Source organism: Amycolatopsis sp. NPDC057786 (assembly GCF_042797905.1).
GTDB lineage: Bacteria > Actinomycetota > Actinomycetes > Mycobacteriales > Pseudonocardiaceae > Amycolatopsis.
This window is the reverse complement of sequence record NZ_JBHVKW010000100.1, coordinates 1-21,176: the sequence shown is the minus strand read 5'-3', so window position 1 is coordinate 21,176 and position 21,176 is coordinate 1. Positions and strand designations below refer to the sequence as shown.

The window sequence follows — 21,176 nt, the reverse complement described above, 5'->3', positions numbered from 1 at the left end:
CGGTGCCGTTTCCGCGCCGTCCAGGAAGGCGACCATGCCCCTTCGCATCAACGTCCGGATGCTGCTCGCGGCGGGCCTCACCGTCCTGCTCACGGCGGGCTGCCTGCTGTTCGTCGCCGTCCGCAGCGCGGCGGCCGGTACGCCCGTCGACAAGAAACTGTCGTTCACCTGCCCGTTCCCGCTGATCGGGCTGCAGAAGCTCGACGTGAACATCAAGGCCGACTTCGAGGTGCCGACGGCGCCCGGCGGCACGCTCACCACCTCCGGGCTGACCATCACCGTGACCGTGCCGGACAAGGCGGCGCGCGGGCTCAACCTCGTCGGCGCCACGACCATCGAAGGCACCGCGGCGGCCGGCGTGACACTGGTCAACGGCGACGCGAATCCGCTTCCCGTGCGCATCCCGCTGAACGTCGCCAAGACCGGAATTCCGCCGTCCGGCACGTTCAGCCCGGTGGCGACCGGTTCCGTGCCGACCATCACGCTGGCGAAACCGGGCAAGACGACGCTGACCGTCGGCGACTTCACCACCCGCCTCACGCCGAAGAAGGCCGATGGCTCCTTCACCGGGCTCGGCTCCTTCACCTCTGACTGCACGCTCGACCCCGGCCAGGACCCGGTCCTGCTCTCCTTCGAGCTCGGCGAGAAACCCGCGGGGCACCGGTTCGCGATCGCCGGGAAGACCGGGGTCAAGGCACTCGGCGCCGACGCGCCGCTGACCGGCACCTTCGAGCTGAGCCCGACCGCGGCGACGGTGTTCAGCGGCGGCCCGGTGTTCGACAAGGCGCACACCGACTTCCGGCTGTTCGGCTTCCTGCCGGGCTCGGCCGATCTGGAGTTCGTCGCCGACGGACCGCAGGGCGGCGACCTCGCCGGGACCGGTTTCGTCGCGCGACCCCGGTTCACCACCGTCCTCCCGCTGGTGACGCTCGTCGGCATGCCGGTCAGCACCGGACCGGGCTGCCGGACGTCGGCCCCGTCGACGGCGGAACTGCGTACCGGCGACGGTTTCACCATGGCGAAGGGGGGCGCGCTCAGCGGCACCTACTCGCTGGCGCCGCTGACCGGCTGTGGCGCGTTCACCTCCTACGTGAGCTCCCTGGTCCAGGGGGACGGCAACACCTTCGACCTCACGCTGACCCCGCGCGGCTGAAGGGAGCTTTCCCCGCATGTGATGCGGGGAAAGCTCCCTTCACCGCACGAGACGCGGGGAAAGTCCCCTTCAGCCCTCGGCCACCCACCACACCGCCCGGGCACCTGTTCCACCACCACCGCAGTAGTCGGGCCGACGGCTGCCCCGGTTCCCGGCGGCGGTAATCTCCCTCGCGACACGACCCGGACACCTGTTCCACCACCGAGGAACCACTGGTGAATCCCGGGAGTGCCACGAAATGACGATTTCCGCGCCGGAGGCCGCCGTCCGTACGGTGGAACTGACCGTGTCGGGGATGACCTGCGCCGCTTGTTCGGCGCGGGTGGAACGCGCGCTGAACAAACTCGACGGCGTGCGCGCGTCGGTGAACTACGCGACCGAGCGCGCCACCGTGCAGGTGCCCGAAGCGCTGGCCGACGACGTGCTCGTCGAGCGGGTCCGCAAATCCGGCTACACGGCGGAGCTCCGCGGCGAAGAGGATCCGGACATCGGCTTCGCCCGGGTCCGGGATCTCCGGCGTCGGCTGGTCGTCGCCGCGTTGCTGGCGATCCCGCTGGGGAACCTCTCGATCACTCTCGCGCTGGTGCCGCGGCTGCGGTTCCCCGGCTGGGAACTGCTGTGCCTCGCCTTGGCCGTCCCCGTGGTGTTCTGGTCCGCGCTGCCGTTCCACCGTGCCACGCTGCGAAATCTCCGTCACCAATCGTCCAGTATGGACACTTTGGTGTCGCTGGGCGTGCTCTCGTCGTTCGTGTGGTCGGCGTGGTCCGCCTTCGCGGGCGGCACGGAGCCCGGGTACTGGATCGGCTTCGGCCCGACGGCGGCCGGCGCCGACGCGATCTACCTCGACGTCGCCGCCGGCGTGACCACGTTCCTCCTGGCGGGCCGGTACTTCGAGAGCCGGTCCAGGGGCAGCGCCGCGGGACTCCTGGCCGCGCTGGACGCCTTGGCCGCCAAGGATGTCCGGGTGCTGCGGGACGGCGTCGAGCGCATGGTCCCGGTCGGCGAACTGGCCGTCGGGGACCTGTTCGTGGTCAAGCCGGGCGAGTCGATCGCCGCCGACGGAGTCATCCACAATGGACTGTCCACTGTGGATGTCAGCGCGGTGACCGGAGAACCGGTACCCGCGGAAGTCGCCACCGGGGACCGGGTCGTCGGCGCTTCGGTGAACCGGGACGGCAGGCTCGTCGTCCGCGCGACCGCGGTCGGCGCGCATACCCAGCTGGCCCAGATGACCGCGCTGGCCGAACGCGCGCAGGCCCGCAAGGCCGCGGTACAACGGCTGGTCGACCGGATCTGCGCGGTGTTCGTCCCCGCCGTGCTCGGCGTGGCGGTGCTGACGCTCGCGGCCTGGTTGCTCGGCGGAGCACCCGCTCGCGAAGGATTCGCGGCGGCCGTCGCCGTCCTCATCATCGCCTGCCCGTGCGCGCTCGGGCTGGCGACGCCGACCGCGCTGATGGCCGGGGTCGGCCGCGGCGCTCAGCTCGGCATCCTCATCAAGGGGCCGGACGCGCTCGAGGCGAGCCGCACGGTGGACACCGTCGTACTGGACAAGACCGGCACCGTCACCACCGGGAAGATGACCGTCACCGCGTGCAGCCCCGCCGACGGGTTCACCCGCGGCGAGTTGCTGCGGTTCGCCGGGGCGGTGGAGGCCGGTTCGGAGCACGCGATCGCGGCGGCCGTGGTGACCGCGGCACGGGCGGAGCTGCCGGATCTGCCCCCGGTCGAGGGATTCGGCGCGCTGCCAGGGCTCGGTGCGAAGGGCGAGGTCGAGGGGCACGCTGTCCTCGTCGGCAACGCGCGCTTATTCGCCGAACACGGGATCGCCGTCCCCGGCGACTTCACGGCGGAGGACGGCACCACGACGATCCTGGTCGCGGTGGACGGCCGGGCCGCCGGGCAGCTCGCGGTCCGGGACGTCGTGAAGCCGTCGGCACGGGCCGCCGTCGAGGCTCTGCACGCGTTCGGCCTGCGGACCGTGCTCCTGACCGGCGACAACGAAGCCGCCGCCCGCGTGGTCGCGGACGAGATCGGCGTCTCCGACGTGCGTGCCGGAGTGCTGCCCGCGAAGAAGGCCGCGGTCATCGAGGAGCTGCGGGCCGGGGGAGCGCGGGTCGCGATGGTCGGTGACGGGATCAACGACGGTCCGGCGCTGGCCACCGCGGATCTCGGCATGGCCATGGCCCAGGGCAGCGACATCGCGGTGCGCTCGGCCGACATGGTGCTGGTCCGCGAGGATCTGCGGGTGGTTCCCGACGCCATCCGGCTCGCCGACCGCACGCTGCGGATCATCCGGGGGAACCTGGCCTGGGCGTTCGGCTACAACGTCGCCGCGATCCCGCTGGCCGCGCTCGGCCTGCTGAACCCGCTGATCGCCGGGGCGGCGATGTCGCTGTCCTCGGTACTCGTCGTGTCCAACAGCCTCCGGCTCAAGGACTTCCGACGCGCCGCGTGACACTTGCGGGTGGTTTTGTACCATCGCCCCTCGGAACAAGGGGGCCTTCGTGAAGCCGTTGAACACCGGCGAACCCACCGGCGTGGGGCGCTACCGGGTGTTCGCCGCGCTCGGCGAGGGCGGGATGGGCCGGGTGCTGCTCGGGATCTCCGCCGACGGGCGTCTCGTCGCGATCAAACAGGTCCACCCCGGATTCGCGCAGGACCCCGGCTTCCGTGAGCGGTTTCGCCGGGAGGTCGAAACATCCCGGCTGGTGTCCGGCGCGTACACCGCACCGGTCATGGACGCCGACCCGAACGCGCCGACACCGTGGCTGGCGTCGGTGTTCGTGCCAGGACCGGCGCTGTCGGAGGCGGTCTCCGCGGGCGGTCCGCTGCCGCCGATGGCGGTCCGTCATCTCGCCGCCGGGCTCGCGCTGGCGCTGGGCGACATCCACCGTGCCGGACTGATCCACCGCGACCTCAAGCCCAGCAACGTCATCCTCACCGGTGACGGACCCAGGGTGATCGACTTCGGGATAGCCCGCGCCGCCGAAGGCGACTCCGAACTCACCCACACCGGCGCGGTCATCGGTTCGCCCGGGTTCATGTCCCCGGAACAGGCCGAGGGGAAACCGCTGACCCCGTCGAGCGACATGTTCTCGTTCGGCGCGCTGCTGGTGATGGCCGCGACCGGCCGCGGCCCTTTCACCGGGACGTCCACTCCGCACACCTTGTACAACGTCGTGCACCTCCAGCCCGACCTGCGGCAGCTGGCGCCGGAGCTGCGGCAGATCGTCGAGCCGTGCCTGGCGAAGAACCCGTCCGACCGGCCGTCACCCGCTTGGGTGCTGGAGCGGCTCGGCCCGGTCCCGCCGACGACCAGCCCGTGGCCGCCGGTGGTGTCGCACCTCATCGAGGCGCAGCAGGCCGAGGTCCGGAGGCTGCTGAACCCGCCGCCGCCGAAGCGATCCCGCCGCGGCCTGTACGCGGGACTGGCCGCGGCCGCCGTGGTGCTGCTGGCCGGTGGCACCGTCGCGGCGGTCTCGCTGTCCGGGGACGACCCGCCGCCGGCCGCCATCGCGCCGAGTTCGTCACCGCAACCGGACGAACCGGTCGCCACCCCGGTCAACCAGGATCCGCTCGGCCCGGACAACCTGCGCCGGGTCGATCTGTGCAAGGTGCTCGCGGGCCGGGACGTGCCAGGGTTCGGCAAGCTGAGCACGGAGATCGACATCCAGTTCGACTCGTGCACGTACTCCTCGCCCGCGGGCAAGTGGCTGGAGCTGGCGATCGGCGGCGACCTGGTCGAAGGCGAAGCCGGCGGCGAGCTGGAAGGCCTTCCGCTGCGTATCAAGGGCTCCGACGACGCGTGCGCGGTCGCCGTCCCGGTCAGCGGCCTGCCGAACACCAAACTCAGTGTCGACGTCAATTCGATGTCCACAAAGGATGAAGCGTGTTCGGTGGTGAAGGCCGCGCTCGCCGACGCGGTCAAGCGGATCCGCGCCGGAGGCCAGGAACGCGAGCTCCCGGCGGGCACACTGGCTCCGCTGGACCCGTGCGCGCTGCTCGGCCCCGCGACCACGGACCGGCTGATCGGCCCGGTCGTCGAGACGATCCGCGAACACCTGCACCAATGCCGGTACGACGCGGCGGGCAACGTCAGCCTGAGCTTCGTGCGCGCGTACCCGCCCGCGCAGTCGAAGGACTCGTACTACACGGCGACCGCCACCCTGGATCTCGGCGGTGCCAAGGTGTACCTGGCCAAGGTGGACGACGGCATCGCGCGCTCCACCTGCTCGCTGACCTGGCAGCATCGGTCCGTCAGCGAGCGTGACGGGGAGAACGTCGAGCTGACGGTCGGGACCAGCGGGACCAAGATGACCGCCGACGAAGCCTGCGAAAAGGCGAAGGGCTTCGCCGGGGCGCTGCTGCCGAAACTTCCGAAACCCTAGGGCTGATCAGTGAAACCGTTGAACCCCGGCGAACCCCGGCAGATCGGCCCGTACCGGATCATCGCCGAACTCGGTGAAGGCGGGATGGGCCGCGTCGTGCTCGGCCTCGCCCCGGACGGCAGGCTCGTCGCCGTCAAACAGCTGCACGCCCAGTTCGCGCACGATCCACGTTTCCGTGAACGGTTCCGGCGCGAGGTCGCCACGTCGCGGCTGGTCTCCGGCGCCTACACCGCCGCCGTCATGGACGCCGACGCGGAAGCGGAAACCCCGTGGCTCGCCTCGGTCTTCGTCACCGGGCCGTCCTTGAAGGAGGCGGTGGACGGTGCCGGGCCGCTGCCCGTCGAGTCGGTGCGGCTGCTGGCGTCCGGGCTCGCCGCGGCGCTGACCGAGATCCACCGTGCCGGGCTGATCCACCGGGATCTCAAGCCCAGCAACATCATCCTGACGAGTGACGGACCCAGGGTGATCGACTTCGGCATCGCGCGAGTGGCGGAGGACGCGCAGGATCTCACCGGAACCGGCGCGATCATCGGGTCGCCCGCGTTCATGTCGCCGGAACAGGCGGGCAGCGGGCGGATCACCGGCGCGAGCGACGTGTTCTCCCTCGGCGCGATCCTGGTCATGGCCGCGACCGGACGCGGCCCCTTCACCGGACCGACCGCGCCGCAGACTCTGTATAACGTCGTGCACGCCGCGGCGGATTTCAGCGACGTCCCGGACGAGATCCGGCGGATCGCCGAGCCCTGTCTGGCCAAGGACCCGGCACGGCGGCCGACTCCGGAACAGATCCTGGACTTCCTCGGCCCCGTGCCGCCGGGCGCGGCGCCCTGGCCGCCCGCCGTGCACGCCCGGATCCGGCAGCAGGACGCGGAAGTTCGCTCGGTACTGGCCTTGCCGTTGCCGATCTGGCGCCCGCCGCCCAAGAAGATGGCGCCGCGGACGAAGAAGATCCTGTTCGGCTCGCTCGCCGCGGTCGTCCTGCTCGTCGTTTCGGGGATGGTCGCGCTCGGCCTCACCATCGCCGAGCACGCCAAACCGGAGAACCCTGGGACGACCTCGCTGTCGGCGACCGACGCGCTGGGCGCGGAACGCCTGCGCCTGGTGGATCCGTGCAAGGTGCTCGCGGGCCGGTTCGTGCAGGAGTTCGGCACCCTGAAACCGGATACCGACCTGACCTACCCGGCCCGCTGCAAGTACACCGGGCTCAAGGGCGTCACCTTCGAACTCCGGCTCGGCGAAGGGGTGAGCACCAGCAGTCTCGAACGGACGGACCGCACGGCCGAAGGAGTTCCGTTGCTGCGCAGCACGATCAGCGGCGGATGCGACTCGGTCGCCCAGTTGCCCACGGACCGGCGGCTCGGGGTCGTCGTCTCCCACCCGGGCCGGGAAGGTGATCCCTGCAAGGCCGCCGACGACATGCTGACCGCCGCGCTCACCCGGCTGCGCACGCACGAGGTCGACCGCGCGGGTGATCCGGCGAGTCTTCTCCCGCTCGATCCGTGCACGATCGCCGATCCGGCGGTGCTCGGCAAGACCATGCCCAACGCGCGGCCTGCCCCGCGGACGCTGCGGATCTGCGAGTGGGTGGGCGGCGGGGACACCCTGACCGTCGAGTTGCAGCGAGGTTCCTACGCGCCGGAGGGTTCGCCGGTCGACCTCGGCAGCGGTGTCACCGGCGACATGCGGGAGTTCGGGGACTCGAACTGCGCCGTCACCTGGCAGCATCGCCCGCTGCCGGACCGCGAAGCCGAACACGTCGCCGTCCGGCTGCTGGCGCGCGAGGGAAGCGGAAGTCCGTGCGACCGGGCGAAGGAGATCGCGGGCTCGGTCGCTTCCAGGCTGCCGAAACCCTGAGCTTTCGCGGAGAGGGAACCCCTGTGACGGCCCGGAAACGGGGTCCGCTAAGCTATCGTCAGTACGAACGAAACACCACGCGCGTTTAGCTCAGCGGGAGAGCGCTTCCCTGACACGGAAGAGGTCACTGGTTCAATCCCAGTATCGCGCACCAGGTTCGCTTCCCCGGTGAACCGGAGTTCGTACAGCGGGCGATTAGCTCAGGGGGAGAGCGCTTCGTTCACACCGAAGAGGTCACTGGTTCGATCCCAGTATCGCCCACCGCAGTGAAGGCCCCACCCGGCGAGGGTGGGGCCTTTCTGCGTCTCGTGAGCCATAGCGGCTGCGCGTGAAGGCCCACTTCCCTCGGCTCGGCCGAGGAAAGGGGGCCTTCACACGCGATGGGCCTTGGGTGCCGGGCAGCAGGACCCCCAAGTACATGAAGGCCCCCTTCCTTGCGCCTAGGTACAGGAAGGGGGCCTTCATGTACTTCGGGTGAGCGAGGCCGGGGGCCGTAATGCCTCGATCATCGGCGTCAGCGTGTCCATGGTCGCGGCGAGGTCGGCCTTCGGGTCGGGGGAGTGGGCGAGCCAGACGGCTGCCTCGTTCATCGCGCCGGAAAGCAGGCGTACCAATGGTTCGACGGGCCGCTTCGCCAGGACGCCCTCGGCCATCAGCTCGGTCAGCGCTTCGGCGAGGTGCCGTGCCGACGACTCCGCGTCCAGTTCGCGCCAGTCCTGCCAGCCGACCACCGAAGGGCCGTCCAGCAACATGATCTGCTGGGTCTCCGGGTCGGTCGCCGCGGCGAGGAACGCGCGGCAGCCGGCGAGCAGCCCGGCCCACGAGTCCGGCGCGGCGTCCGCGGCCCGCGCGATCTGCTCGCCGACGTCGTGCTGCACGACCCCGAGCACGTGCCGGAACAGGTCCGCCTTGCTGCTGAAGTGGTGGTAGAGCGCGCCTTTGCTCACGCCCGCGGTCTGCGCGATGGTCTCCAGCCCGACCTTGCCGTATCCGTGCTCGGCGAACAGTCGCCGGGCGGTGGCGGTCAACGCCTCCATCGTCTCTTCGCGTTGCTGCTGCTTCGTGCGGGCCATGGCCCGAATCTTGACATACCGACCGTCGGTTGGCTAACTTCGAAGAAACAAACCGACGGTCGGTATTGTTCACGAGCAAGGTGGCCACATGCGTCTGACCAGCTTCTATCCCGTCCTCATGACCGAGAAGATCGCCGAGACGCGGGACTTCTACCGCGACCACTTCGGCTTCGAGCTCACCTTCGAGGCCGACTGGTACGTCAGCCTCAAACGTGGCGAGTGGGAGCTGGCGATCCTCGCCCCCGGGCACGAGACCATTCCCGCCGGGGCGGGTAAACCCGTGCAGGGACTGTTGCTGAACTTCGAGGTCGAAGACGTCGACGCCGAGCACCGGCGGCTGGTCGTGGAAGCGGGGCTGCCCGAGGCGCTTTCCCTGCGCAGCGAGGCGTTCGGGCAGCGGCACTTCATCGTCGCCGACCCCAACGGCGTCCTCGTCGACGTGATCCAGGAGATCCCGCCGACCGGCGAGTTCGCCGAGCGGTTCACCGACGAGGCCCGCCCGCGCTGACGAGCACGGCCACCACGAACAGTCCACAAGCGACGGCCGCCGACACCTGCAGTCCGGTGGTGCAGGCGGCCTTCGCGGCAGCCAGCAATTCGCCGGCTGATTGCGAGGAGAGACCCGACGCGGCTGTCTCCGCCTGGGCCGGCCCTGACAGGGCGAGCACCCGCGCCGGTTCCGGCACGCCGGATGGGACGGCCAAGTGTCCCGCGTACACCGCGGCGGCCAGGGAACCGAACACCGTCGTCCCGAACCCGGCGCCCAGTTCGTAACCCGTTTTCTCCACCGCCGCGGCGCCGCCCGCCTGGTCCGCCGAGGTCGCCGAAAGGAGGGTGTCGGTGCTCGACGTGAGCGCGAGCGCCATCCCCAGACCCAGTCCGGTCAGCCCGGCGCCCAGCAGCACCGGCGACGTCAGCGCGACCGGACCCGCCGCCGGGACCAGCAGCGACACCGCCGTCACGGCGAACCCGGCCGTGCGGACCCTGGCGTTGCCGAAGCGTCCCAGCAGTGACGGGGTCACGACACTGCCGACCGCCGAAGCGCCCAGCACCAGGAGCAGCCGTCCCGCCGCCGCGGTGGGCGAAAGCCCGAGCACCACCTGCAGGTACTGGGCGAACAGCAGGCCCAGCCCGACGAGCGTGCTCATCACCAGCAGCACCCCGCCCACCGCGGCCCGCACGCCCGGCCGCCGGAACAGGGTGAGATCCAGCAGCGGCGGATCGGTCCGGCGCTGGCGGCGGAGGAACAGTCCGATGAGGACACATCCGGTCGCGCCGGAGGCGACGGCCGTGGTCCACGCGCCCGGATGCCCGACGGCGAAAGCGATCCCGAGGACACCGCCCGCGGCGAGGGCGGCGCTGGGCGCGTCCCACGGCCGCCGGCCCGGCTGGCCGCGAGGGAGCCACCGCAGCGCCAGCACCACCGCCGCCAGGATCACCGGCGGATTCAGCAGGAACGTCGCCCGCCAGCCCCACGCCTCGACGAGCACTCCGCCGAGGATCGGCCCGAAGACCGATCCGGTGCCCGCGATCCCGCTGCACACCGCGATCGCCGTGCGGCGACGCGGCTGCTCCGGGAACAGTTCGCGGAGCAGCGACATCGTCACCGGCATGATCATCGCGCCGCCACCGCCGAGCAACGCGCGGAACGCCAGCAGTGCCGGGACGTTCGGCGCGAACGCGCAGCCGAGCGACGCGATCCCGAACACGACGTACCCGGTGACCAGTACGCGCCGCCGTCCGTACCGGTCGCCGAGGGTACCGAACGGCAGCAGCAGCGGCGCGGCGGTCAGCGGGTAGATCGCCACGATCCACACCTGAGCCGACGCGCCGGGCCGCAGCTGCCGGACGAGGTCGGGCAACGCGACGTGCAGCACGGTCGCGTCGACCGCCACGAGGAAGAGCCCGGCGCCGAGTACCGCCAGCAGCGGCCAGGCGCGGTCGACCGCTCGCTCGGCCCGGGCCGTGGTCACAGGAGTCCCGTCAGATGCCTCGCCACGACATCGACGTGGGGCGGGTCGACGACCGACAGGTGATGCGCCTCGACCCGCACGATTTCCAGCCCTGGGCACAGCTCCGCCCAGCCCGCCGCGAGATCCGTGCGCGAGTACCGGGGTTCCATCGCCAGCCCGGCCGCGTACTGCTCGGTCGCCCGGTAGAGCACGACCCGCCCGTCGTATCGGCGGGGCGTACCGCGTTCGGCCGCCAGCGTGTCCAAAAAGGACTGGCGCTGGTGCCGGAGCACGCCGGGGCTGAGCAAGCCCGCTTCGGCGACCCGCCGCATGGTCAGCTCGATCTGCTCCTCTTCGGGCAACGGAGCCAGCTCTTCGTGACCGAGCCGCACTTCGCGCCCGTAGGTGCCCTCGACGTAGCCGGTGAACCGCAGGAACCGCCTGGCGGACGACGCCCTCGGGTCGAGGTCCGCCTCCGGGAGCGGGAGCATGGTGTCGATCAGCGCGACGAACTCGACCTCTTCGCCTTCTTCGGCGAGCCGCGCCGCGACGCCGTAGGCCAGCGCCCCGCCGAACGACCAGCCCGCCAGCCGGTACGGCCGGTCGCGACGCTGTTCCCGTACCAGCGGCAGCAACTGCTCGACACGGTCTTCGATGCTGACCCCGGGAACGCGTTCGAACCCGACGCACGGCACCGAGGTCGGCAGCCGGTCCAGCAGCGGCCGGTACACGGTGCAGGTGCTGCCGCCAGGGTGGAACAGCAGCAGCGGTGCGACCCCCGCCTCGCCCGGAGCGAGGACGTGTACCGGTCCCAGCGCCTCGCGCGTGTCGAGGACGGCGCGGGCGACGTCGGCGATGGCCGCGAGCGAGTCGTGCCGTCGGAGTTCGGCGGCGGTGACCGGCGTGTCGAGCTCGGTGCTGAGCCCCTGTGCGAGCAGTTCGGCCAGCCGGTCGGGTGAATCCGTCTCGGTCAGCCGAACGTGCGTGCCGGTCGCTTCGGTCCCCGTGTGCTCCTGCCACAGACGCAGGACGAGGCGGTCCGCCGCGTCCCAGGCGCGGCCTCGGGACGGCAACGGTTCCTCGTTCTCGCGGGGCGCGAGATCGCGGCTGAGATCGGCGAGGGTGGCGCCGCGGAGGACGCTGACGGCGTCGGGTTCCGTACCGAACTCCCGGCGGACGGCTTCCTTGATCCGGTTCGCCATCAGGGAATCCAGCCCGAGTTCCACCAGCGGGACGTCGGCGTCGAGTCGATCGGGACGCAGCCCCATGACGGCGGCGACGATCTCGGTCAGCCGGTCGCCTCCGGCGGTCCGCACCGGTTCGGGTTCCGGCGCGCGTGCCGCGAACGACGGCGGTTCTTCGGCGGTGGTGTACCAGTGGCGTTCGTGCCGCCACGGCATCGGCGGGACGTCGACCAGCCGGGCACCGTCGTCCGGATCGGCGGTCGTGATCCGGGTGCCCGCGCAGTACAACTCGGCCGCGGCGGCACCCAGCGTGCGGACCTCATCCTGGCCCCGGCGCAGCGTTCCCGTGACGACGGCGTCGTGGACGCCCTCGGCTTCGAGGGTCCTCGTCACCGAGCCCCGCAGGATCGGATGCGGCGACACCTCCAGGAAGGCCCGGTGCCCGTCCGCGGCGGCGGCCGCCACGGCCTGCCGGAACCGCACCGGACGGCGCAGGTGTGCGGCCCAGTACCCGGCGTCGAAGTCCGGCAGTTCCCGTGGATCGGCCAGAACCGTGTCGTACCAGGGCACCGTCGGACGGCGGTCGCCCAGTTCGACGAGCGCCTCCCGGAGCGCGGGCAGCACCGGATCGACGCGGGCGGAGTGCCCGGCGACCTCGACCGGCAGCCGCCGCGCGGTCAGCCCGGCGGCTTCGAGTTCCGCGACGAGCAGGTCGAGCACGGTCGCGTCCCCGGCCACGGTCAGCTGCCCCGGCGCGGATTCGACGGCGAGTTCGATGTCGGGATACAGCTCCAGTTCCTCCGGCGCCAGTTCGACCGCCGCCATCGCGCCGCCCGGACCGAGGGTGCCAAGGAGCCGGGCACGGGTCGCGACCAGATGGACGGCTTCGTCGGGAGTGAGCACGCCGCTCACCACGGCGGCGGCCGCGGAGCCGAGCGAGTGCCCGACGACGGCCGAGGGCTGGACCCCGAGCGCTTCCCACTGTGCGGCCAGCGCGACCTGTGTCCCGAAGATGGCCGTCTGGGTTTCGGGCAGGGACAGGGGATCCACGCTGGTGAGCAGCGCGCGCAGCGATCGGCCGGTGTGCTCGGTGAACAGGTCGTGCAGCTTGTCGACCTGCGCGGCGAACGCGGGTTCCGCGCGCAGCAGCCCTTGCCCCATCCCCGGCCACTGCGAGCCGTGACCGGAGAACACGAAGACCGGACCGCCGGAACTCCCGGCGGTGCCGGTGACCGCGCCCGCGGGCAGCGGATCGGTGCCGGAGCCGACGGCGCGCAGCAGTGCCGCCAGCTCGGCGGTGTCGCCTGCCACGACGGCGGCACGGTGCGGTCCGCCGTTGTCGCGCCGGGACAACGTATGGGTGATGTCGGCGAGGGAAAGCGACGTGGAGTCCAGCCAGTTCGCCAGCTGTGTCGCCCGTTCGGTGAGGCGATCGCGGGTGCGGGCGGACAGCAGCCCGATCCGGACGTCCGCCCGCTCCGGCGCCGGCTCCAGCGGCGGCGCCTGTTCGACGACGACGTGCGCGTTGGTCCCGCCGAACCCGAACGCCGACACTCCCGCCGTGGCACGGCCGGACCGGCGCGGCCACGGCGTCGGTTCGGTCACCACCTTCAGGCGCAGGTCGTCGAACGGGATATGCGGATTGGGGGCGGAGAAGTGCAGCTGTGGCGGCAATTCGTCCTTGGTCATCGCGAGGACGACCTTGATCAGCCCGGCGATCCCGGCGGCCGCCTCCGCGTGCGCGATGTTCGTCTTCACCGAGCCGATCAGCAGCGGGGCGTCGGCAGGGCGGTCCTTGCCGAGCACGGCGCCGAGCGAGCGGGCCTCGATCGGGTCGCCGAGCAACGTGCCGGTGCCATGTGCCTCGACGTAGTCCACAGTGGACGGAACGAGCCGGGCGCCGTGGTACGCCGTGCGCAGCATGTCCTGCTGGGCGACGGGGTTCGGTGCCGCCATACCCTGTGACCGGCCGTCGGAGTTGACCGCGGTGGAGCGGATCACCGCCAGCACCCGGTCGCCGTCGTACTCGGCGTCCGTCAGCCGTTTGAGCACGACGACGCCGCAGCCCTCGGCACGCGCGATGCCGTCGGCCTCCGCGGCGAACGTCTTGCATCGCCCGTCGGCGGCGAGCAGGCCGGCGGCGGCGAACGCGGCGGTCGGACCGGGCAGCAGCATGAGGTTCACCCCGCCCGCCAAGGCCAGATCCGCCTCGCCGTCGCGCAGCGCGCGCACCGCGTGGTGCACCGCGACCAGTGACGACGAGCAGGCGGTGTCCACCGCCATGCTCGGCCCGCGCAGGTCGTAGACATACGAGAGCCGGTTGGCCGCGATGCTTCCGGCGGCGCCGGTCGCGGTCCACAGATCCACGCCACCGCCCGTCATCGTGAGATGCCCGTAGTCGTGGGTCGAGATCCCGGTGAACACGCCGGTCCGGCTGCCGCGCAGGGAAGCCGGGGCGATCCCGGCGTGTTCGAGCGCGGCCCAGGCGACCTCCAGCAGCATCCGCTGTTGTGGGTCCATTGTGGACGCTTCGCGCGGCGTGATGCCGAAGTGGTCCGCGTCGAAACCGGCCACGTCGTCGAGGAAGCCGCCGACGATCGGGGCCGCGTCGGCGTTCCATCGGCCCGGTGGCGCGGTCCGGACGGCGTCCCGTCCGCTGCGCAGCAGATCCCAGAACTCGTCGAGGCCGTCCGCGCCCGGCCAGCGGCAGCCGAGGCCGACGACGGCGATCGGATCGGTTTGTAATTTCCAGTCGGTGCCCGTCTGCTCCGGTTCGGGTTCCGTGTCGCCGGTGAGCGAGCGGGCAAGGTGATCGATGGTCGGGCTTTCCCACAGCAGGGTGGCCGGGAGCGGGGTGCCGAGCAGATCTTCGAGATCGGCGGCGATACCGACGGCCTGGCGGGAGGACAGGCCGTAGTCGCTGAGCGGGCGGTCGGCTTCGAGCCGGGCCGCGTCGACGCCGGTGTGCCCGGCGACGGTGTCGAGCAGCCAGCGGCGCAGTGCCGGGGCGTCGAACGTCGGGTTTCTCATCGCACCAAGGCCTTTCCGTAATCGCCGGCGAGGTAGCGGTCGCGGCAGGCGCTCCGCGCGATCTTGCCGCTGGAGGTCCGCGGGACCAGGCCCGCCGGGACGAGTACGACGTCACGCAGGGCAAGGCCGTGCGCGTCGGAAACCAGCCGCCGGATCGACGCTTCGAGCGCCCGTTCGTCCTCCGTCGTCAGCGCGGTGTGACCGCGGTGCTCGGCGACGACGACCGCGGATTCGGTGTCGGTGCCTTCGATGGCGAACGCGGCGACACTGCCGGGGCGGATGTCGCGGTCGGCCGAGGCGGCGGTCGCTTCGACGTCCTGCGGGTAGTGGTTGCGGCCGTCGACGATGAGCAGATCCTTGATCCGCCCCGCGATGTAGATCTCACCGTCGTGCCGGACGCCGAGGTCACCGGTGCGCAGCCACGGGCCCGCCGGCAGTTCGCCGTGGTCACCGGTCAGCCGGGCACCGAAGGTTTCGGTGCTCTCCAAGGGTTTCTGCCAGTAGCCGGTACCGACGTTGGGTCCGTGGACCCAGATCTCGCCGACCGCCCCGTCTTCGAGCGCGACGCCGGACTCCGGGTCGACCAGCGCGACGTGCTGGCCCACCGGGACACCGCAGGCGACGAGGCGGAGGCCGGTGTCCGCCTGCCGTGCCGTTCCCGCACCCAGCGCGACGCGGTCGAACGTGGTGACACGCGGAGGGACACCGGGGCCGGTGGTGACGAAGACGGTCGCCTCGGCCAGCCCGTACGCGGGCCGCGTCTTGTCCGGGGTGTACCCGGATCCGGCGAAGGTGTCATGGAACCGGTCGAGCACTCCGGGATTGATCGGCTCGGCACCGTTGACGATCGCGGCGACGCGGTCGAGGCGGAGCTTGGCGCGATCCTCCTCGCGCACCCGGCTCGCGGCGTAGTGGAACGCGAAGTTCGGGGCGGCGCTCCAGCTCGCGTTGTGGTCGCCGAGCAGTTCCAGCCAGCGCACCGGACGCTCGATGAAGGCCAGCGGGTCCATCAGCACCGACCGCATGCCCATGGCCAGCGGCGTGATCAGGCCGAGGACGAGACCCATGTCGTGGAACAGCGGCAGCCACGACACCGTGGTCCCCGCCGGGTCGATCCCGAGCCCGCGCACCGCCTGGCCGACGTTGGCGAGCACGTTCGCGTGGGTCAGCACCACTCCCGCCGGGCTGCGGGTCGAACCGGACGTGTACTGCAGGTACGCCACGTCGTCAGGTGAGGGCGCAGGGGCGGGCCAGGCGCGGCCGGGTCCGGTGGGCTTGTCGGCCGCGACGACGGCGACGTCTTCACCGCCGGGGAGGCCCACCAGGAACTCGCGAACCGCGTCCACCGACGCGGACGTGGTGACCACCGCGGTGGGGGAGCAGTCGGTCAGCACCGCGGCGAGCCGTCCGGCGTGCCCTGGCAGGCCGGGATCGAACAGCGGCACGGCTATCGCGCCCGCGGTGATCGCGCCGAGGAAGGCGACGACGTAATCGGCGCTCTGCGGGCACAGCACCGCCACCCGGTCACCGGACTGAACGGGCAGCGCCGCAGCGACGGCGTCGACGCGCTCTTGGAGTTGCTTCCAGCTCAGCGTCTTCCGGCGTCCGGCGCGATCGGTCGAGAAGTCGGCGAAGGTCAGCGCGGGCCGGTCGCCGTCGGTGTCCGCCCAGTGCCGGAGGCAGGCGGGGAGGGTGTTTTCGGGGGCCAGGGACATGGCGTCTCCTCGGGGGATTTCCGGTGGTGCGGGGATTCAGCGGCCGAGCGGCCCTGCGGCGTGCCGCCAGGCGGCGACGGCGAGGGCGTCGAGATCGAGGCCGGTCGTTCCGGCGTCACGAAGCACGACCAGTACGTCGTCGGCGGCGATGGCGACGGTGCGCAGACGCAGCCCCGGCAGCTCGGGGGGCTGGCCGGGTAACGTCAGGAGTTGGTGGTACGAAAGGGTTTTCGCCCCCGGAACGGCGGGAGCGGGGTGGACGGTGACGGTCGACACCGCGGTGACGGCCGCGTCGTCGACCGTCACCTTCGAGCACCGTCCGGCCTGCGCGGCCCAAGCCGCCAGATCGGGCGGGTTCGTCGTACGCGCGACGAGTTCGGAGACCTGGCCGCCGGGCACGGTGGACTGGAAACCCTGCCCGGTGGCACCGGCGCCGGCCAGTCTGCCGTGGACGACGTCCTCGCATCCGCCGACGTCGACCCTTCCGCTCCGCCCGCGGTCCGACGTGGACAGTGCCGACGCCACGTCGAACCCGTCGCGCGCGGACGCGTTCGGGACGGTTTCCGGAGGAAGCAGGGCGGCGGGCGGAACAGTGGGCGAAAGCGGTGCCTGCGCCACCTGAATCGATTCTCCTGGCGCGCCGGAAAAGGTCACCAACGCCGCGGCGGACAAGATGAGCGCGCGAATTCGGGCAGCCATGAATAGCCCTTTCGGAAGGGTCCTGATGGGGTCTGGTCCCTTCGGTGGGACGCGGGGGCGCCGGGTCGCGTGAGGGGACGCCGAACCCGGGCGGCACGTCGAAGGCTACGACGGGAAATCGAATACCGGAAGGTGTCAAGAGAACGTAAATGTCCTTCGTGTACAGGGTGTGACCTGCGTATTCCGGGATTCCCGCTGGTATGCGAGCCGATCTGGTACTCCCGTGCCACAGTTCTTCACTGTCCGTGATCGACGGGTCACCCTGATGGGGGAGGTGAGGGCTTTTCTTGTTTCCCTGGCATTCATATTGTCCTCCCGGATTGTGGGCAGGACAATTGCCTGGACGGGGTCCGTCCGCTTAACGTGTCGCCACCTCTGATTTTCTTTCTCGGGTAATCGCCGTCACATTTTCGAATTCGATCGAACGACCGGGACAAAGGATTACGTATGCGCACTACTTCGAGGCGGCTGCGGGCCGTCGTGTCGCTGGCGGTCGCGGCGTGCTTGCTGCCGAGCGTCGCCGCGGCACCGGCGCGGGCCGAGAGCGGTGTCCCGGACGCCCGTGCCGACGACGGCTCGCACGTCGTCGCCCAGACCACTGTGGACGGTGACCCGCGGGTGCTGGATCTCACCGTGCGCTCGGTCGGCGTCGGGAGTTACGCGATGGTCCGGCTGATCCTGCCGTCGCGGTGGGAGGCCGAACCGGAGCGGAAGTGGCCGGCGGTGTATCTGCTCGCCGGTGAGACGCGCCTCCAGGACTACCGCGGCTGGACCGCCAATACCGACATCCGGAAACTCGCCGACGACGCGGGCGTCCTCGTGGTGATGCCGGGTTCCGGCTCCGCCGGGTTCTTTTCCGACTGGTGGAATTACGGCAAGGACGTCGTGCTCAACCAATGGGAGACGTTCACCGCGGTCGAGATCCCGCAGTTGATCGACCGCGGCTATCGCGGGGACGGGCGGCGGGTGGCGGCGGGGCTCTCGCTCGGCGGGTACGGCGCGGTGGAACTCGCCGCCCGGCGGCCGGGAGTGTTCCGCTTCGCCGGGTCGTTCAGCGGCAATCTCAACCCCACCGGTCCGTACGGCGAGCTGCTGACCAGCGCGATCGTCGCCTCGGCCCGGCAGGATCCCGAAGCGCTCTGGGGTGACCGGCGGCGCGAGTCGTCCCGCTGGGACGCGCACGATCCGCTGGTGAACGCCGACCGCCTCCGCGGCACCGAGCTGTATCTGTCGACGGGCAACGGCCTGCCGGGGCCGTTCGACGGGAAGCTCCCGATCGACGTGCTGCCCGGCGCGATGCTGCTCGAATTCCTGTGCTCCGGACAGACCACCGCGATGGCGGACCGGCTGAACCGGCTCGGCGTCCCGGTCATGACGGACTTCTACGGGCCGGGCACACACCATTGGGCGTACTGGCAGGACCAGTTGCACAAGACCTGGCCGAGGATGCTGCGGGCGCTTTCCGCGCCGGTGAAGGCGGGGGAGGCGTCGTGACCCGTCCGTCCTTTGTGGTCACCGGGGCGTCGAGCGGGATCGGCCGGGCGTGCGTGGCCGAACTCGTCCGGCGGGGCGCCCACGTCTGGGCCACTGTGCGCACCGCGGCGGACGAAACGGAACTCGTCCGCGCTCACGGCGAGGCCGTCACCGTACTGCGGATGGATCTCCGCGATCCGGCGTCGATCGCGGCGTGCGGTGAAAAGGTCGCGGCGGAGGGTCCGCTCCGCGGACTGGTGAACAACGCCGGAATGGCCCGGCCGGGACCGCTGGAACACGTCCCGATCGAAGAGTTCCGGCAACAGCTGGAGGTCAACGTCACCGGTCAGCTGGCCGTCACGCAGGCGATGCTGCCCGCGCTGCGCGCCGCGCCCGCCGCCAGGGTGGTGACGGTCGGATCGATGGGCGGGCGGATCGCCGGGCCGATGGTCGGGCCGTATCACACGTCGAAGTTCGCCTTGGTCGGCTTGACCGACAGCCTGCGCGCCGAACTGGCGCCGTCCGGGATCGGCGTCGTCCTCGTCGAGCCCGGTGCCGTCGCCACGTCGATCTGGTCGCGCGCCCGCGCCGCCGCCGAAGAGGTGCGCGCCGCCCTGCCGGAAGCCGCGCGGGAAAGGTATGCGGCACAACTGGACGAGGCCGAACGCAGTGCGGAGCGGTCCGCGCGGAACGGCGTGCCGCCCGAGCGGGCGGCGCGGGTCGTCGTCCACGCGCTGACCGCCCGGCGGATCGCGCCGCGGTACCTGGTCGGCAGGGACGCGCATATCGCGGCGGCACTGGCGAGGCTGCCGTTCCGCCTCCGCTACCGGTTGACGGCGGCGAAGCGATGACCCGGCTCGTCGTGATCGTCGCTCCGGGTTCCCGTGGCGACGTTCAGCCGTGCATCGCCTTGGGGTGTGGCCTCGACGGCGACCGGGTGCGGGTGCTGGCGGCCGAGCGGTTCCGCACCCTGGTGACGGGGCACGGCCTGGACTTCGCGCCGCTCTCCGCCGACCCGAGCGAGATCCTCGGTTCGGACGGTGGACGCGAATGGACCGAGGGACGTACGCCCGCGAGCTTCCTGCGCGGGCTGCGTGGTGCCCTCGCTCCGGTGATGGAGCGTCTGCTGGCCGATGTCCAGCAAGGAGCGGCGGGGGCGGATCTCGTCCTCGCCCCGACGCTCGGATTCCTCGGCGCGCATCTGGGTGCCTCGTTCGGCGTCCCCGACGTCGAACTGCACTATCAGCCCAGCGTGCCGACGAGCGCGTTCGCGCATCCGCTGGTGCCGTGGGCCGGCAAGACCGGGCCGTGCGGCAGGCGGCTGAGCTTCCGCGCTGTCGACGCCGTCGCGTGGCAGGTGCTGAGGCCGGAGGTGGACCGGTGGCGCGAGCGGTCGCTGGGCTTGCCCGCGGCCGGCCTCCGCGGGCCCCGGCGAGCGGAAACCCCGGTGCTGTGCGGTTTTTCCGACGCGGTCGTGCCGCGGCCGAAGGATTGGCCGTCGAGGGTGCACGTCACCGGGTACTGGTTTCTCGAGGCGCCCGCCGCGTGGCGGCCGGACCCGCGACTGCGGGACTTCCTCGCTGCCGGGCCCCCTCCGGTGTACATCGGTTTCGGCAGCATGCGACCTTCGGAGGCGGAGCGGATTTTCGCCGCGGTCCGCACGGCTTTGCGCCGGGCGGGGTTACGCGGCCTGCTCGGTACCGACGCCGCGTCCGACGACGATGACCTGCTGACGGTCGGGGACGTCCCGCACTCGTGGCTCTTTCCGCGCACCGCGGCGGTGGTGCACCACGGTGGAGCGGGCACGACCGCGGCCGCGTTGCGCGCGGGCGTCCCGGCGCTGGTCTGCCCGGTCTTCTCCGACCAGCCCTACTGGGGAGACCGGGTGTTCCGGCTCGGTGCCGGGCCGCGCCCGCTGCCGCTCCGGGAGCTCACCGCGGATTCGCTGACCGCGCGGCTGCTGGAACTGTCCGGCAACCTGCTGTTCCGCCGCGGCGCCCAGTTCGTCGCCGCGCGGCTGCGGGAGGAGGACGGGGTGGCGCGGGCACGGGACGTCCTGCGGGAGCTGGGCTAGCGTTGCTCCGCGAGGTGGGTGACGAGGCGGCTGAAGCAGGACTGCCAGCCTTCGACGTGGCCGTCGCGTTCCGCCACGGTCTCGAAGATCGCCTGATGGAAGGACATTTCGGTCTTTCCATCGAGGTCGGAGAGCACGACCGTGACGAGGGTGTCGTGCCCGCGGGAGCCTTCCGGTTCCTCCCAGGCGAAGCTGAAGACGAGCCGCTCCGGCGGCACGATCTCGTGATAGACGCCCGACGCCCAGTGCTCCGTCTCGCCGTCGCTCATGCACGTGCGCCACTTGCCACCCTCGGTGAGGTTGACGGTGCAGGACTTGGTGGTGAACCCGACCGGGCCCCACCACTGGGCGAGATGGTCCGGATCGGTCCACACGCGGAAAACGAGCTCGCGGGGAGCGTCGAGGACGCGGGTGATCGTCAGGTCGGTCATCGCAGTCTCTTCCCACAGGGGCAATCAACCAAGGGGTTAATCAACGTACTGGTTGAACTCTAGTGGTTGTGTCAAGCGGTGAGGCGCGACTCGCGTGATCGGGGGCGTAACTCGCGTGATTGGAGGCGTAACACGGCCGGTGTCGTGTGT

General features: G+C 71.3%; 14 protein-coding genes and 2 tRNA genes. 10 read left to right on the top strand and 6 right to left on the bottom strand.

Features of this window, described 5'->3' with window-relative positions:
* Positions 1 to 34 precede the first annotated feature (34 nt).
* The 6 genes from ACFVM3_RS34325 to ACFVM3_RS34300 all read left to right on the top strand — a co-directional run bounded on the left by ACFVM3_RS34325 (position 35) and on the right by ACFVM3_RS34300 (position 7,656).
* A complete protein-coding gene (locus ACFVM3_RS34325; RefSeq protein ID WP_378444058.1) occupies positions 35 to 1,153 on the top strand; it encodes a DUF6801 domain-containing protein in 1,119 nt (372 codons plus the stop codon).
* A 238-nt stretch (positions 1,154 to 1,391) separates the two neighbouring features.
* Positions 1,392 to 3,608, top strand: coding sequence for a heavy metal translocating P-type ATPase (locus ACFVM3_RS34320; RefSeq protein ID WP_378444057.1), 2,217 nt, complete (start codon positions 1,392 to 1,394; stop codon positions 3,606 to 3,608).
* 49 nt (positions 3,609 to 3,657) lie between these two features.
* Complete coding sequence (locus ACFVM3_RS34315) at positions 3,658 to 5,541, top strand: serine/threonine-protein kinase (protein WP_378444056.1); 1,884 nt, start codon at positions 3,658 to 3,660, stop codon at positions 5,539 to 5,541.
* A gap of 9 nt (positions 5,542 to 5,550) precedes the next feature.
* Complete coding sequence (locus tag ACFVM3_RS34310; RefSeq protein ID WP_378444055.1) at positions 5,551 to 7,395, top strand: serine/threonine-protein kinase; 1,845 nt, start codon at positions 5,551 to 5,553, stop codon at positions 7,393 to 7,395.
* A gap of 79 nt (positions 7,396 to 7,474) precedes the next feature.
* Positions 7,475 to 7,549, top strand: a tRNA-Val gene (locus tag ACFVM3_RS34305).
* A gap of 35 nt (positions 7,550 to 7,584) precedes the next feature.
* Positions 7,585 to 7,656, top strand: a tRNA-Val gene (locus ACFVM3_RS34300).
* Between the two features lie 200 nt (positions 7,657 to 7,856).
* Here ACFVM3_RS34300 and ACFVM3_RS34295 read toward each other — a convergent pair.
* Positions 7,857 to 8,468 carry a TetR/AcrR family transcriptional regulator gene (locus tag ACFVM3_RS34295; protein WP_378444054.1) on the bottom strand — a complete coding sequence of 204 codons (612 nt, stop codon included), beginning with the start codon at positions 8,466 to 8,468 and terminating at the stop codon, positions 7,857 to 7,859.
* An 88-nt stretch (positions 8,469 to 8,556) separates the two neighbouring features.
* On the opposite strand from ACFVM3_RS34295, the gene ACFVM3_RS34290 reads away from it, so the two are divergent.
* Positions 8,557 to 8,976 carry a VOC family protein gene (locus ACFVM3_RS34290; RefSeq protein ID WP_378444053.1) on the top strand — a complete coding sequence of 140 codons (420 nt, stop codon included), beginning with the start codon at positions 8,557 to 8,559 and terminating at the stop codon, positions 8,974 to 8,976.
* Here the strand turns inward: ACFVM3_RS34290 and ACFVM3_RS34285 are convergent.
* From ACFVM3_RS34285 to ACFVM3_RS34270, 4 genes are read right to left on the bottom strand one after another with little or no spacing between them, the layout of a single operon-like run.
* Positions 8,951 to 10,441 carry an MFS transporter gene (locus ACFVM3_RS34285; RefSeq protein ID WP_378444052.1) on the bottom strand — a complete coding sequence of 497 codons (1,491 nt, stop codon included), beginning with the start codon at positions 10,439 to 10,441 and terminating at the stop codon, positions 8,951 to 8,953. The genes ACFVM3_RS34290 and ACFVM3_RS34285 overlap by 26 nt on opposite strands.
* Positions 10,438 to 14,634, bottom strand: a complete 4,197-nt coding sequence (locus tag ACFVM3_RS34280; RefSeq protein ID WP_378444051.1) for a beta-ketoacyl synthase N-terminal-like domain-containing protein — start codon at positions 14,632 to 14,634, stop codon at positions 10,438 to 10,440. Before ACFVM3_RS34280 ends, ACFVM3_RS34285 begins: the two co-directional genes overlap by 4 nt.
* Positions 14,631 to 16,349 carry a fatty acyl-AMP ligase gene (locus tag ACFVM3_RS34275; RefSeq protein WP_378444050.1) on the bottom strand — a complete coding sequence of 573 codons (1,719 nt, stop codon included), beginning with the start codon at positions 16,347 to 16,349 and terminating at the stop codon, positions 14,631 to 14,633. The genes ACFVM3_RS34280 and ACFVM3_RS34275 overlap by 4 nt, the downstream gene beginning before the upstream one ends.
* A 36-nt stretch (positions 16,350 to 16,385) precedes the next feature.
* Entirely contained in the window at positions 16,386 to 17,048 is a 663-nt protein-coding gene (locus tag ACFVM3_RS34270) for a hypothetical protein (protein WP_378444049.1), read from the bottom strand.
* 447 nt (positions 17,049 to 17,495) lie between these two features.
* Between ACFVM3_RS34270 and ACFVM3_RS34265 the strand changes: the two genes are divergently transcribed.
* The 3 genes from ACFVM3_RS34265 to ACFVM3_RS34255 are packed head-to-tail and all read left to right on the top strand — an operon-like array spanning position 17,496 to position 20,595.
* Positions 17,496 to 18,542 carry an alpha/beta hydrolase gene (locus ACFVM3_RS34265; RefSeq protein ID WP_378444048.1) on the top strand — a complete coding sequence of 349 codons (1,047 nt, stop codon included), beginning with the start codon at positions 17,496 to 17,498 and terminating at the stop codon, positions 18,540 to 18,542.
* Complete coding sequence (locus ACFVM3_RS34260; RefSeq protein ID WP_378444047.1) at positions 18,539 to 19,372, top strand: SDR family NAD(P)-dependent oxidoreductase; 834 nt, start codon at positions 18,539 to 18,541, stop codon at positions 19,370 to 19,372. The genes ACFVM3_RS34265 and ACFVM3_RS34260 overlap by 4 nt, the downstream gene beginning before the upstream one ends.
* Positions 19,369 to 20,595 (top strand): glycosyltransferase, encoded by a 1,227-nt coding sequence (locus tag ACFVM3_RS34255; protein WP_378444046.1) that lies wholly within the window; start codon positions 19,369 to 19,371, stop codon positions 20,593 to 20,595. Before ACFVM3_RS34260 ends, ACFVM3_RS34255 begins: the two co-directional genes overlap by 4 nt.
* Here ACFVM3_RS34255 and ACFVM3_RS34250 read toward each other — a convergent pair.
* The gene (locus tag ACFVM3_RS34250; protein ID WP_378444045.1) at positions 20,592 to 21,026 is read right to left on the bottom strand and encodes an SRPBCC domain-containing protein; all 435 of its coding nucleotides are present in this window, start codon (positions 21,024 to 21,026) and stop codon (positions 20,592 to 20,594) included. The two genes, ACFVM3_RS34255 and ACFVM3_RS34250, sit on opposite strands and share 4 nt — an antisense overlap.
* Between the last annotated feature and the right edge of the window lie 150 nt (positions 21,027 to 21,176).